Raw genomic sequence first — 13,256 nt, forward strand, 5'->3', positions numbered from 1 at the left:
TCCTGTGTTTCTTTCTTAAGATCCAGGAGAATTCTTTTTAATTCTTCAACACCGGTAAGAAATTTCTGAATTTCTTCTTCTATTTCTCCCTCACTTTTGAGGATTTTTTCCTTAATTTTTATTTTTTCTTTCCTTATTACCCTTACTGGTCCTATCAAGATACCAGGGGATATAGGTATACCTTTGAGTTTTAATTCCTGACTACTCTTCACCGAATCCTTCCTCAACGATCTTAGACAACGCTTTTATAGCCTCTTCTTCATCTGTCCCTTCGCATCTTATGGTTATTTCTGAGCCCTGAGGCGCCACAAGCATCATAAGTCCTAATACACTTTTTCCGTTAGCTTCAACATCGTCCTTGGTTACATACACATCACATTCGAATTGATTAGCGGTTTGTGCAAAGAGCATGGCTGGTCTTGCATGTATTCCTAATTTGTTTCTAATTTTGAGCTTTGCTTCTTTCATACGAAATTTATTTTGTAATCAAGAATTTCCGCAACGGCCTCAGATTCAATGAAATATACTACTCTATTAAGAAGTTGATTAGCATCTTTTCCATTGTTTGATATGCAGGCAATACCTAACTGTGCTCTCCTCCACACATCATGGTCATCAATTTCTGAGATAGAAACATTGAAATTATTGCGAACTCGGTCTTTCAAACGTTTAAGAATACTTCTCTTTTCTTTAAGTGAGTTGCATGTAGGTAAATAAAGATCCACGACCAGAATTCCTACTAACATTTTTAGAACTCAAAAATTTGCTCCACCGTGTAACATTCGATGATATCACCCTCTTTAATTTTATCAAAACCTTCAATCTTGATTCCGCATTCAAAACCGCTTTGAACCTCTTTAACATCCTCCTGAAATCTTTTAAGGCTCGCAATTTTTCCATCGTATATAACTTCTCCATCTCTCAGTACCCTGACTTTTGCGTTTCTCTGAATGATCCCGTCTATCACGTAGCACCCTGCAACGACCCCAATCTTAGCAATTCTAAATAATCTTCGCACCTCTGCCTTGCCCATTACAACCTCTTTTGTGACAGGTTCAATCAACCCTTTGAGCATTTTTTCCACATCTTCAAGCAGTTCATAAATTAATCGAGTTGTCTTTATCGTGACACCGAGTTCTTTTGCTTTTTGTTTTGCTCTCGGGTCAGTCGTTGTATTAAACCCAATTACTACACCCTGTGCAGTGTGAGCAAGTTCAACATCATTTTCTGTTACAGCACCTACCCCAGCAAAAATTATTTCTGGTTTGACGTCCTTCACAGACATTTTTGACAAGCTATCTTGTATGGCTTCAACGGAACCGTAACAATCCGCTTTTATAACCAATGGTAATTCCTTCAGCTCGCCTGCTCTAATTCTTTCCTGGATTGATTTTAAGATGAGAGTATATTCTCCTCTTTGTATTTGTTCTTTCTTAAGTTTTTTCCTCTCCTCGGCTATTCTTTTAGCTTCGTCGTCACTGGATACAACCTCAAAGATATCACCTGCTTGTGGTAATTCTTCGAAGCCCTGTACTTGAACGGGAACTGATGGACCTGCTTCTTCCACCTTTTCACCCCATTCGTTGAAGAGCGACCTAACTCTTCCGTAAGTTAAACCAGCTACAAAAAAGTCTCTAATCTTCAAAGTTCCTTTTTGCACAAGTACCGTAGCTAAGGGACCTTTTCCCTTATCTACAAGTGACTCAATGATAACCCCTCTCGCTGGACCTTTTGAAGTAGACCTTAGTTTTAATTCTTCGGCTTTTAAAAGGATACCAAGCAGAAGTTCATCTACATTCTTACCGGTTTTTGCAGATATCTCAACCATCAAAGTATCGCCACCCCATTCTTCCGGTATTAGGCCAAACTGGGTTAGTTCCCTTCTAACTCTTTCAGGATCTGCGTTAGGCAGGTCGATTTTATTGATAGCAACTATTATCGGTACTCTTGCACTTCGTGCATGGTTAATAGCTTCAATCGTCTGTTCTTTGACCCCCTCCACGGCCGAAACAACAAGTATTACGATGTCCGTAACTTGGGCACCTCTTGCCCTCATTGCCGAAAAGGCTTCATGTCCGGGTGTATCCAAAAACGTTATCCTTTTACCTTGGTATTCGATTTGATATGCTCCAATGTGCTGTGTAATCTTCCCAACTTCTTTATCTGCGACGTTTGTATGTCTTATGTAGTCAAGGAGTGTTGTTTTCCCGTGGTCGACGTGACCCATTACTGCAACAACCGGAGGCCTCTCCTCGGTAAGCTCTTCCTCTGAAATCTCTTCGACACTTTTATGTTCGTGAAATTCCACTTGGTATCCATATTCGTCAGCAATTATGTGTATTGTGTCCTCGTCCAGTGTGTGATTAATTGTCACCATCATGCCCATAGTAAAAAGTTTTTGAATAATCTCTGCAGGGGGAACTCCAAGCATTTTTGCCAGCTCTCCCACGGTAATAGATTTACTGTAAAGAACGAGTTTTTTGGGAGCTTGTTCTTTTAGTTCTTCAAGAGTTTCAGAGGGTTTTTTCTTGGGTTTTTCGTGCCTCTTCGTCATCTTTGCCATGGTTTCTTTAATCTTTTCTTCTGGTTTAATCTGAGATCGGGTATTTTGAGTGTACTTTTTCCTTGAGGGTTGTGGCTTTTGTTCTTCTTCCCCCCAAATTTGTTTTTTTCTCTCGAGTTCCTTTTGAGCTTCTTCTTTTTCCCTTTGGAGGTATTCTCTTACTGCATTTTCCATTTCTGGAGTTAGAAAATCGCGGGGTGAACTGACATTAAAATTCATTTCATTAAGAATTGAAATGATTGTCTTTGCTGATAAATCCAGCTCTTTTGCTAAATCACCAACTTTTTTAGGATCCTTATTCTCCATCTTTCTCCTTTTCTGCTATTTTTGTTTCAAGGATTTCCAGTAATTTTATAGCTTGATCTTCCCTGAAGCCGAGCCTCTTTAGTTCTGAGAGGGTTGGTAATGACTTTAAATCCTTGAAGTAATAGAGCCCTGCTTCTCTAAGAGTTGAAATGACACTGGAGGGGACCTCATCAACAAGCTCAAGGATGGTAACGCCTTTTTTGGGTTTGACTTTATCAAACTCTTTCAAAGGATAAACCAGGACTTCTTTACCTACCAGCTTTGATGCAAGAATTGCATTTATGGCATCTTCTCCTTTTGCCACAGGTAATTCCGAATCGGGAACTATGGCTATGTATTTATCATCTTCGTCAAAAACGCACAGTATTTCTTTTGCAGGAGAGAGAGCATTGGCGACATGTTTATAAGGGTTTTCACTGTATCTTATTATATCAATTTTTTCACCACCCAGTTCTTCGCTGATGGATTTTATGATTTGTCCTTTAATTCCAATAATTGAACCTATATCAATGTTTTCGGGTTTTTTGGGCTTTACGGATACCTTGGCCCTTCTTCCTGGTATACGTGCTATTTGCTTTATCTCAATAAGGCCGGTAGCTATGTCTGGTATTTCATCTTCCAATAATTTCCTTAAAAAGTTTGGATGAGTTCTGGATAGTATAATAGGTGAGGTGTATCTCTTTTTATCTTTTTTCTCTTTCCAATCCTGTACTTCTAAAATTACTGCTTTTACTCTCTTTACATTTCGGAGATTCATTGCTTTGTCGCCTGGAAGAAGTTCAGTGAAAGGTAGCGATGCCTCCACATTTCCAAGACTAACTACAATTTCATCTCTTTCAATTCTGAGCACGTTGCCTTCAACTTTCTCCCCAATTTTCTTCGACAGGATTTCATATTCCTTTCTTTTTGTTTCCTCGGTGAGTTTCCTCAAAAAGGTTTCTGAGATAAGGTTAATGTATCGCTTACCAATTGTTTTAAAGTCTTCCTCTACTTCGATTTTCTGTCCAGGTTTAACATCGGGATTTATTTGCTTTGCTTCTTCGAGGCTAATTTCTGTAGAGGGGTCTGATACCTTTTCTTTCACAGTTTTTTCTATCGAGATTGAAAAACCTTCTCTCGGTTCGTAGTTTACTTTGAAAACAAAATTAGGTCCCTTTTTCTTTTTCAGAACTTCGGTAACAGCTTCCTTGAACTTATCTATAACAAACTCCTTTGGCAACTTTCTGCTTGATGCAATTTGAAGAATCAATTGTTCTATGTTCTCTTTTCCCTGCATCTTACACCTCGTCAAGTTTAATTTTTTTAACCTCTTTTCTCGAAATTTTTAATTCTGGCTCGATGAAAATTGCTTCCGAGTCAAAATCTTTCAAAATACCTTTATATTCGCGACTTTCAGTATAAACGATTACTTTTTTTCCTTTACCCCAATTGAGTTCTCTGTCTGTTTTCAAAATTCTGTCAAGTCCAGGACTTGTAACCTCTAAAATGTATGGGCCCTGTATAAAATCTTCGGCATCAAGGATAAGAGAAATTTCGTTGGAAATTTTCTCACAGTCATCCAGGGTTATTCCACCTGGTTTATCCAAGGCTATTTCAAGCTTTTTTCTTCCACCTACACCTTTTAATGAGACATCAACAAGGATGAAATCGGTATTTTTTATCAATTTTTCTACTATGCTTATTACCTTCTCCTCTATTTTCTTTGTGCCTTCGTCTTTCATAACCCTTTATCCCCCACCACACTTTCCAAGCTCTCTATTAAGGTCTCTAATTTAATGTTATATTTAGAGGCGTCTTTTCTAAGCTGTATTTCAACCTCTCCTCTTTTCAGGTTATTTTCGCTTATAACAATATTGATTGGTATTCCAATCAATTCTGCGTCTTTGAATTTTACCCCTGCAGAGACATTTCTGTCATCCCATAAAGTCTCAAAGTTAGCCGATATTAGTTCTGAATAAATTTTTTCTGTAGTTTCTGCAGTTTTATTAGAATTTATCTCAACTATATTAACATGATAAGGCGCAATTGAGTATGGCCATATTATACCCTTTTCATCATGGTAAAGCTCCACAGCAGCAGCCATTATTCTTCCGACACCTATGCCATAACTTCCCATTACTATTGGTTTGAGTGTTCCATCGGTATCAGCGTATTTAACGTCCAAACTATCGGAGTACCTGGTGCCTAACTGGAATATATGGCCAACTTCAAGAGCATTTTTGACCTTTAATGGCGCGCCACATTTTTCGCAGAAGTCTCCGTCCCTAACAATTCTCACATCTGCGAACTCCTCGATCTTCAAGTCTGAGAGTTTAACACCGACCATGTGGTGGTCACTTGTGTTTGCACCAACCACAAAGTTGTCAATGAATTTGATGCTTTCATCTGCTATTATTTTATCTACTTCAATTCCAATAGGACCTACAAATCCCACCTCCACACCGAATTTTTGGGCAACGTATTCGGGAGAAGCCAGTACATAGTCATCTCCAATTATTTGTCTCAATTTATTTTCATTAATTTCATAGTCTCCCCTGATTAAAACAAGGATAGTTTTCCCTTCTGAATTGCTAAATAAAATACTTTTAACTATAAGAGAAGGCTCTACGCCCAGAAAAGATGCTACTTCTTCCACACTTTTTACATTTGGTGTGTGGACAACTTCCCTTGTGTTAAATGGGCCTGTTTTACTGTTTACAGGAAACTTTGCTTTCGCAACCTCAACATTGGCATGATATCCGCAACTTTCGCATACAACAATGGCATCTTCCCCCGTCTCTGTAATGACCATAAATTCTTCAGACTTTTTACCACCCATTAAACCGGAAGAGGCTTCAACGACAACAAACTTTAAACCGCATCTCTTGAAAATTTTTGAATAGGCTTCTTTATGTTTCTGATAACTAATTTCCAAACCTTCCCAATCTTTATCAAAACTGTATGAATCTTTCATTATGAATTCTCTGACTCTTAAAATCCCACCCCGAGGACGAGGCTCATCTCTGAATTTTGTTTGAAGTTGATACCATATTTGAGGTAAATCTCTATAAGAACGAGTGTAATCTTTAGCTAGTAAGCTGATTATCTCTTCATGTGTGGGTGCTAATGCTATATCTTTTCCTTTTCGATCTTTTAATTTAAACATGTCTTTCCCGAAACTTTCCCATCTTCCGGATAGTTTCCATACATCGCCAGCTGTAAGTGCTGGCATTAATAGCTCCTGTGCGCCAATAGCGTCCATTTCTTCTCTAATGATCTTCTGTATCTTGAGCATTACTCGCCAGCCAAGCGGTAGAAACGTGTAAACTCCAGATTGGTGTTGAGTAATAAAACCACCTCTTAAAAGAAGCCTATGCGAAGGTGTCTCCGCTTCTTTCGGATTTTCTTTTAAAGTAGGTATAAACGCTCTACTCCATTTCATAGTTATAGAATTTTAAAGGATTTAGGCCTTACTATCAAATAAGGCTTTTCAAAAATTCAATTTTTGAAAAGAAATTCAATTGCGCTCTTTAACCTTCGACCCCAGGCCGACTCATGGTGGATTCCCTCCTCGTCAACAACCACGAGAATATTCTCTATTTTAAGTGACTTTTTCCCTTTAATTGTTTTTATCACTTTTTCATTCTGTTCAACGTATTTCAAAGGATCTTCGCTTTCGCGTTTTCCATAATCAATATAAATTTTTTCCGGAGCTTTCTTTGCTGATTTTATTAGTTCGACAATTTCCGGATTAAACCAGAATGCTCCACTCATCGAACCAACTTTTTTAAAAGTTTCAGGGTATTTAAATCCAGCGTAGATTGATATTAAGCCTCCCAAGGAAGAACCAAGCAAAGCTGCGTCATCCTTTAATGTTCTATACGTTGAATCAATGTAAGGCTTTAGTTCTTCAACAATAAATTTCAGATATAGGTCAGCTTCACCTCCATGCTTATATTGTTGATTAAAGAAAGGGCTGTATTCGTCCATTCTGTGTTCCTTTGCATTTTCTACACCCACCACTATTAACCCAAAATTGCTTTCTTTGTGCATTAATTCAAGGGTTTCATCTACTCTCCATTCTCCAGCAAAAGATTCAGCCTCGTCAAAAAGATTTTGTCCATCGTGCATATAAAGAACGGGATAATTTTTACCAGATGTATCGTAGTCTGGTGGAAGGTAGACCCATATTTTTCTCGGATTGTAATATTTTAGGTACCTGGATGGTAATGTAAAAGTTCTTACATTACCAGCAATAGTGTGTTTTTTAGTTTTAATGGTTTCAACGAAATCTCGCCAGTTGTACACTTTGATTTTTACTGTGGTATCCTTAAAAGCCTTTAGACTTCTGTTGGGTATCTCCTCGCCTCTTTCTCCCTTTTCCACATAATCCCATGAGCCCCTGGTTATCTTATATTCAATCTTTTCACCAGCAGGGAATTCCAAAGTGATTGTGTATCTATTTTTATCTTCCTCTTTAAGAATAAACTTTGGGTCTCCAGGGTTCCATCCATTAAAATTTCCAGCAATATAAATCTGCGAATTTTGTGGAGTAAAAGGAGGAATTTCCACTTCAAATTTTACTTTAATAAAATCCACTTGGAGATTTTGTAAAGTTAGAAGAACAAAAGTGGGTATATTCAACCGGTGATATCCTCTCCTCCATCTACGTTAATTACATTACCTGTCATCCAGTAGAGGTCCTCATTGCTGAGAGCAACGATTGCCTTAGCAACGTCTTCAGGCGTCGTTAACCTCTTATTGGGATTCTTCTTCAAGGCAAGTTCTATTAGTTCCTCGTGCCCGGGAATTTTTCTCAATGCAGGAGTATCAGTAACTCCGGCCTTAATTGAATTTGCGGTTATTCCGTAGGGAGCAAGCTCAAGGGCAAGCTGTCTGATATAAGACTCAATGGCAGCCTTTGCTGCTGAGACTGCTCCATAATATGGCATCACCCTTTGATCACCTGAGCTAGTCATAGCAAAGATCCGAGCATTAGGCCCAAAGAGTTTTCTTTTGAAACAACCCTGAACCCAATAAACTAAAGTGTTTGCCATTACATCAAGGGTCATCTCCAGCTGATTTTTATTTATCATTTCTGTCTCATCTTCAGCTATGAACTTTTTCAGAGTCCCGAAGGCGAGGGAATGCATCAGAACCTTTATATGGTCGCCCTTTTGCTCGTTTTCAAAAAAGCTCTTAACATCGTCAAGTACTTTATTCATTGATTCATGATCTGCAGCGTTTATGTTGTAGAATTTAGCAATTGTGCCGTTTTTCTCTATTCGTGAGATAAGCTCTTCAACCTCTTTCATTGTCTGTTTTCTATCTAAGTGAATGCCTATTATATTTACACCCCTTTTTGAAAATTCGAGGGCGGTTGCCTTTCCAAATCCGCTGGAAGCACCAAGTATTAATGCCCAAGGTCTCATAGTAAACCTCCCTTATGTTTCTTCATTGCTTCAACAAATTTTAAAAATATTGGATGGGGTCGTAAAGGTCTCGACTTAAATTCTGGGTGGAACTGGACCCCTATGAAAAATGGGTGTTCTTTGTATTCAAAAATTTCAACCAGCCTTCCATCTGGAGAAATCCCAGAAGGAATAAAGCCACCCTTTTCAAAAATGTCAAGGTATTCGGGATTAAATTCGTACCTGTGTCGATGCCTTTCATAGATTTCTCTGGTGTTATAAATTTTGTGAGCGAGCGTGTTTTCCTTGATTATGCAGGGGTAAGCTCCGCGTCTTAAAGTCCCACCCATAGCAGTGGTATTGCTTTTATCTGGTAAAATAGTAATCACAGGGTATGGGGTATGGGGATCAAATTCGGTCGAATGGGCTTTATTAAGGTTCAAAACATTGCGAGCAAATTCAATAACCGCAATTTGCATACCAAGGCATATCCCAAAATATGGGATTTTTCGCTCTCTCGCAAACTTTGCAGCTACGATTTTTCCTTCGATTCCCCTCTCACCGAAACCAGGCCCTACAAGAATGCCATTCACACCCGAAAATATTATGTCGGGACTACCCCTTTCAAGATCTTCCGATTCAATAAAGATTGTATTCACTCGAGTTCTCAGGTAAGATGATGCATGATTCAATGCTTCAATGATTGATTTATACGCATCTTTTAATTTGACATATTTTCCAATAAAAGCGAGAGTAACCTCTTCAGCTGGCTGTTCAAAATTTTTAATAAAATCAATCCATTTTTTAAGGTCAGGCTCTTTACCTCGTAAGTGAAGTTTTGACATTATTTCTAAGTCTAAATTTTGATTGTAAAGCATTATGGGGACTTCGTATATTGTCTCAGTATCTCTGGCTTCTATAACATCTTTTTCTGGTACATTTGAAAATAGGGCAATCTTCTTAACCACATCTTCTCCTAATGGTTTTTCAGTTCGGCAGATTATTATATCGGGTTGAATTCCTATCTCTCTCAATTTTTGAACACTATGTTGAGTGGGTTTTGTTTTGAGTTCTTCTGAAGCCTTGAGAAACGGCACGAGAGTTACGTGAACAAAAAGGGTGTTATAAGAGCCTTCTTCCAGTCTCATTTGCCTTATTGCTTCAAGAAATGGAAGACTTTCAATATCTCCAACCGTGCCTCCTATTTCAACAATAACTATATCGACCCCTTCTGTGGCTAATTTTTTAATTCTTTTTTTAATCTCGTCTGTAAGGTGAGGAACAACTTGAACGGTTCCGCCAAGATACTTCCCTTCTCGCTCGTTTTCTATTATTGAGTAATATAACTGTCCCGCTGTAACATTATTTTCTCTTGATAAGTTTTCGTCAAGAAATCTTTCGTAATGCCCCAGGTCTAAGTCGGTTTCTGCACCGTCCTCCGTTACAAATACTTCACCGTGTTGAAAGGGGCTCATGGTTCCGGGGTCTACATTTAAATATGGGTCAAATTTTAGGGGTTGAACCCTAAATCCTCTTGATTTAAGAAGCATGCCAATGGATGCCGTTGTAATTCCCTTACCTAAGCCTGATACAACGCCACCTGTTATGAAAATATATTTAACCATGTTTCACTTTCTCATATAATTTGATATACTCTTTTGCTGAGCTTTCCCAGGAAAAATCAAGAGCTGAAACGTAGTGAACTGCTTTGTTAAAGGCCAACTTATCATAATAGAAATTTATTGCCCGGTCTATTGCATTAAGTAATTCAGAAGATTTGTATTCTTTAAATACAATTCCATATCCGCCTTCATCGATATCCTTTACGGTATCCCTCAAACCACCTGTTGCTCTTACAACGGGTATGGTGCCATATCTCATTGCTATCAATTGTCCCAAACCACAGGGCTCATATTTAGAAGGCATAAGGAAAAAGTCAGAAGAAGCATATATCCTTTTCGCCAGTACTGGGTCGAAGCCTATCTTAACAAATATGTTTTTGTATTGCTCAGCGATGTTAATGAACATGTCCTGATACACCTTATCACCTGCACCAAGGACCACCAAATTTATGCCCCTTTTTGCTATTTCTTCAATTATTGGTGGAAATAGATCAAATCCTTTTTGCTCAGCAAGTCTGGATACAATTCCAAAAAGAGGTTTTTCCAGACCTTTAAGACCCGTTTCTTCTAAAAGTTTTTTCTTATTCGCTGCTTTCCCTTCAAGGATATTCTCCCTGCTGAAATTTTCATACAATTCTTTATCAGTTGATGGATTCCATACTTCATAATCAATTCCATTTAGTATCCCTTTGATGTAATCTTTCCTTTTTCTGAGAATGCCCTCAAGACCATAACCGAATTCCGGCGTTTGAATTTCTTCGGCATATGTGGGGCTTACCGTGGTTATAAAATCGGAATATACGATTCCACCTTTCAAAAAGTTAACTTTTCCATAATATTCCAAACCTTCCATGGTAAAATCTTCCATTCCGATACCAAGCTTAGGGAGAATTTCCTTTTCAAAAAGCCCCTGGTAAGCTAAGTTATGTATAGTAATTATTGTTTTAGTGTCCTTTAATTCAGGATATTTTCTCAATTTTAGTAGAGGAACAAGTCCGGTCTGCCAGTCATTGATATGAATTAAATCAACATTTCCCAGTAGTTTTGCAAATTCAAGAATTACATATGCAAAATAGCCAAACCTTTTCCAGTTATCTGGATAATCGCCCTCTGGGGTTCCGTATAATTGCTCTCTGTCATATAACTTATCGTTTTCTACTAAGAAGACTTCAACGCCGTGAAGTTCTGTTCTATAAATTCTCGAGGGAATTTTTTCGGTGTCAATGTCTACTGCTATTAAGTAATCAGTTGGAATTACATTGGCTCCACTTTTCGAGACAAATTTCTTATAGTAGGGCATAATCAAGAATATTTCAATCCCTGCCTTTTTCAGGGCTTTTGGTAAAGAGGAGGATACGTCTGCAAGCCCACCTGTCTTTGCTAAAGGATCAATTTCTGAGGACGCAAACAAAACTTTCATATCTTCTCTCCTTTTTACACCGTTTAAATTATATGGAAGACCTGAAAGAATTACAATTTGAATTCTTTTTGTTGTAGAAACATCAGCAATTAATAGAATAGTTGAAACCAGGTAGAAACTGAATTAAAATTTATTCTATGAAAAGATTGGAAGTTTTAGTGGTTTTGGTAAGCCTATTTTTAATGGGGTGTAATCCTTTACAAAGGAGAATAGTAATTGCCCTTGCTTCCACACCGCGAACTCTGAATCCACTTAAATATAAAGAGTTAGCTATTTCAACAATTCTATGTAACATCTATGAGCCTCTTATAGCAGAGGATGAAACCTATAATTTGCGACCGATCCTTGCTAGATATTGGGAGGAAAAAGACGAGACTACTTGGCTGTTTTACCTCAGAAAGGGGGTAAAATTCCACAATGGGAAAAACCTCACTGCTAATGATGTTGTTTATTCTTTTTACTATCCGACAAAACTCGATAAGACCGATTTTCTCGGGCATGAAGTGTTTGTTGATACTATTTACGCTTTAAATGATTCAGTTGTAGTTTTTAAAACGAAGTTTCCATATGAATACCTTCTGGTGGATATATTAAACTATTTTATTATCCCCGAAGGGTTTGATCCTGACACTGGTTTACCATGTGGTACGGGACCTTATAGAATTGTATCATCAGATGAAAATTCTATCATAGTAGAAAGTTGGCAAAAATACTGGGAAAAAAAACCCTATTTCAAAGAAGCAAAATTTGTATTTGTTGAGGACCAGCAGGAGCGGCTAAGAAAATTTATTAATCGGGAAGTGGATATCATTGATTATGTGCCTTTAGACCTTACCGATACGATAACAAAATATGGTAAACTCGTCTATACTCCTGAATCGTCGGTGAGGGGCATTACCTTCAACTTTAAACTGTCTCCCTTTGATCAAACTGAGTTCCGTCACGCTGTCTCCATGGCAATAAATAGAAGTGAAATCGTGAGAAATTATTACAAGGGTTTGGCAACACCTGCAAATCAAATATTTCCATTAAGTATAGTTGAGCACATAGATAACCTACCGCCTCTAAAATATGACAGAGATAGTGCAAGAAAAATATTTCAAAAGTATAATAGAGAAACTCCATACGTTTTACTTTATGGTTTTGCTGTAAAGCCATTAGGTGACAGGATTGTTGCCCAGTTGAGAGAGGCAGGCTTGAATGTAATTGGGAAACCTTTGCCTTCACTTGAATTCTGGGAGAATGTAAAATCCAAAAGATTTCAGTTCTATCTTGCCGCTGTGGTTTTTGGGAGTCGTATCGGCATCTCACATTTAGCAAACTACTATCATAGTCCTAAGGAAGGTGCAACTTTTGGGACTTCTAACAGAGCTTCTTACTTTAATGAATTAGTGGACGACTTGATTGAAACGGCAATGAAAACAGCTGAGTCCAAGGTTAGGAAACAAAAGATAGAAAAGGCAATCAAATTGATCTTACGGGATTTACCTTTTTGTCCAATAACTTTTGAGCGTACTTATTTTGGGGTTAAGAATGATATTGAATGGATACCGTCAATTGATGGTCGGATATATTTAAGCAAAATAAAACGTAAATGAAGTACCGATCCATAAGAACAAAACTTCTCTCTTCCTTTGGCCTCACTTTTTCTGTGCTTTATGCCCTACTCGTCGCTATAATGCTCTTTCTTGCCAATAGATATTTTATTCAAAACACAAGGAAAAGCGCCTTGTCCTTCGTACAACTGACTTTCAAAGAAATTTCAGAGACTTATACTGAGAATTTCTCAACTAACCCTTTGCGATTTGCAGAAAAAATCAACCATATACTCAATTCTATACCGGATTTGTCGAGGATTGTTATTTTTGATTCCGCAAGTAATATTGTCTTTTCCACCACTCAGCTGTTTTCAAAAGAAAATGAAAATTTACCTTTATCGCCAAGCATGATTAAAA

The 13,256-nt window shown here is 37.9% G+C and carries 13 protein-coding genes; 2 read left to right on the forward strand and 11 right to left on the reverse strand.

Features of this window, described 5'->3' with window-relative positions; translation table 11 throughout:
- The 11 genes from QMD82_01555 to glgA form a co-directional block, all read right to left on the reverse strand.
- The coding region (locus QMD82_01555; protein MDI6850611.1) for a phosphoenolpyruvate-utilizing N-terminal domain-containing protein at positions 1–212 on the reverse strand (212 nt) is incomplete at its 3' end.
- Complete coding sequence (locus tag QMD82_01560) at positions 202–468, reverse strand: HPr family phosphocarrier protein (GenBank protein MDI6850612.1); 267 nt, start codon at positions 466–468, stop codon at positions 202–204. The genes QMD82_01560 and QMD82_01555, both read right to left, overlap by 11 nt.
- Positions 465–746: a DUF503 domain-containing protein gene (locus tag QMD82_01565; protein ID MDI6850613.1), complete on the reverse strand. Its 282-nt coding sequence runs from the start codon at positions 744–746 to the stop codon at positions 465–467. Before QMD82_01565 ends, QMD82_01560 begins: the two co-directional genes overlap by 4 nt.
- A 2-nt stretch (positions 747–748) precedes the next feature.
- Positions 749–2,869 carry a translation initiation factor IF-2 gene (gene infB / locus QMD82_01570; GenBank protein ID MDI6850614.1) on the reverse strand — a complete coding sequence of 707 codons (2,121 nt, stop codon included), beginning with the start codon at positions 2,867–2,869 and terminating at the stop codon, positions 749–751.
- Positions 2,859–4,145, reverse strand: coding sequence for a transcription termination factor NusA (gene nusA / locus QMD82_01575; GenBank protein ID MDI6850615.1), 1,287 nt, complete (start codon positions 4,143–4,145; stop codon positions 2,859–2,861). The genes infB and nusA overlap by 11 nt, the downstream gene beginning before the upstream one ends.
- A gap of 1 nt (position 4,146) precedes the next feature.
- Positions 4,147–4,590, reverse strand: coding sequence for a ribosome maturation factor RimP (rimP, locus tag QMD82_01580; protein ID MDI6850616.1), 444 nt, complete (start codon positions 4,588–4,590; stop codon positions 4,147–4,149).
- Positions 4,587–6,290, reverse strand: a complete 1,704-nt coding sequence (locus tag QMD82_01585; protein MDI6850617.1) for a proline--tRNA ligase — start codon at positions 6,288–6,290, stop codon at positions 4,587–4,589. The genes rimP and QMD82_01585 overlap by 4 nt, the downstream gene beginning before the upstream one ends.
- Positions 6,291–6,346: 56 nt before the next feature.
- Positions 6,347–7,447: an alpha/beta hydrolase-fold protein gene (locus tag QMD82_01590; protein ID MDI6850618.1), complete on the reverse strand. Its 1,101-nt coding sequence runs from the start codon at positions 7,445–7,447 to the stop codon at positions 6,347–6,349.
- A 41-nt stretch (positions 7,448–7,488) separates the two neighbouring features.
- The gene (locus QMD82_01595) at positions 7,489–8,280 is read right to left on the reverse strand and encodes an SDR family oxidoreductase (GenBank protein ID MDI6850619.1); all 792 of its coding nucleotides are present in this window, start codon (positions 8,278–8,280) and stop codon (positions 7,489–7,491) included.
- Positions 8,277–9,884: a CTP synthase gene (locus tag QMD82_01600; GenBank protein MDI6850620.1), complete on the reverse strand. Its 1,608-nt coding sequence runs from the start codon at positions 9,882–9,884 to the stop codon at positions 8,277–8,279. The genes QMD82_01595 and QMD82_01600 overlap by 4 nt, the downstream gene beginning before the upstream one ends.
- Entirely contained in the window at positions 9,877–11,301 is a 1,425-nt protein-coding gene (gene glgA, locus QMD82_01605; protein ID MDI6850621.1) for a glycogen synthase GlgA, read from the reverse strand. The genes QMD82_01600 and glgA overlap by 8 nt, the downstream gene beginning before the upstream one ends.
- Positions 11,302–11,438: 137 nt before the next feature.
- On the opposite strand from glgA, the gene QMD82_01610 reads away from it, so the two are divergent.
- Together QMD82_01610 and QMD82_01615 are read left to right on the forward strand one after the other, a co-directional pair.
- Entirely contained in the window at positions 11,439–12,899 is a 1,461-nt protein-coding gene (locus QMD82_01610; GenBank protein MDI6850622.1) for an ABC transporter substrate-binding protein, read from the forward strand.
- The coding region (locus tag QMD82_01615) for a hypothetical protein (protein MDI6850623.1) at positions 12,896–13,256 on the forward strand (361 nt) is incomplete at its 3' end. The genes QMD82_01610 and QMD82_01615, both read left to right, overlap by 4 nt.

It is taken from the genome of bacterium, assembly GCA_030019025.1.
In the GTDB taxonomy this organism is placed as follows: domain Bacteria; phylum Hydrothermota; class Hydrothermia; order UBA1063; family UBA1063; genus UBA1063.

What these genes read in the sequence shown, in the direction of transcription:
- QMD82_01560 (MDI6850612.1), bottom strand. Translation starts at nt 468, where the DNA reads ATGAAAGAAGCAAAGCTCAAAATTAGAAACAAATTAGGAATACATGCA.
- QMD82_01595 (MDI6850619.1), bottom strand. Translation starts at nt 8,280, where the DNA reads ATGAGACCTTGGGCATTAATACTTGGTGCTTCCAGCGGATTTGGAAAG.
- infB (MDI6850614.1), bottom strand. Translation starts at nt 2,869, where the DNA reads ATGGAGAATAAGGATCCTAAAAAAGTTGGTGATTTAGCAAAAGAGCTG.
- QMD82_01600 (MDI6850620.1), bottom strand. Translation starts at nt 9,884, where the DNA reads ATGGTTAAATATATTTTCATAACAGGTGGCGTTGTATCAGGCTTAGGT.
- nusA (MDI6850615.1), bottom strand. Translation starts at nt 4,145, where the DNA reads ATGCAGGGAAAAGAGAACATAGAACAATTGATTCTTCAAATTGCATCA.
- QMD82_01585 (MDI6850617.1), bottom strand. Translation starts at nt 6,290, where the DNA reads ATGAAATGGAGTAGAGCGTTTATACCTACTTTAAAAGAAAATCCGAAA.
- QMD82_01565 (MDI6850613.1), bottom strand. Translation starts at nt 746, where the DNA reads ATGTTAGTAGGAATTCTGGTCGTGGATCTTTATTTACCTACATGCAAC.
- rimP (MDI6850616.1), bottom strand. Translation starts at nt 4,590, where the DNA reads ATGAAAGACGAAGGCACAAAGAAAATAGAGGAGAAGGTAATAAGCATA.
- QMD82_01610 (MDI6850622.1), top strand. Translation starts at nt 11,439, where the DNA reads ATGAAAAGATTGGAAGTTTTAGTGGTTTTGGTAAGCCTATTTTTAATG.
- glgA (MDI6850621.1), bottom strand. Translation starts at nt 11,301, where the DNA reads ATGAAAGTTTTGTTTGCGTCCTCAGAAATTGATCCTTTAGCAAAGACA.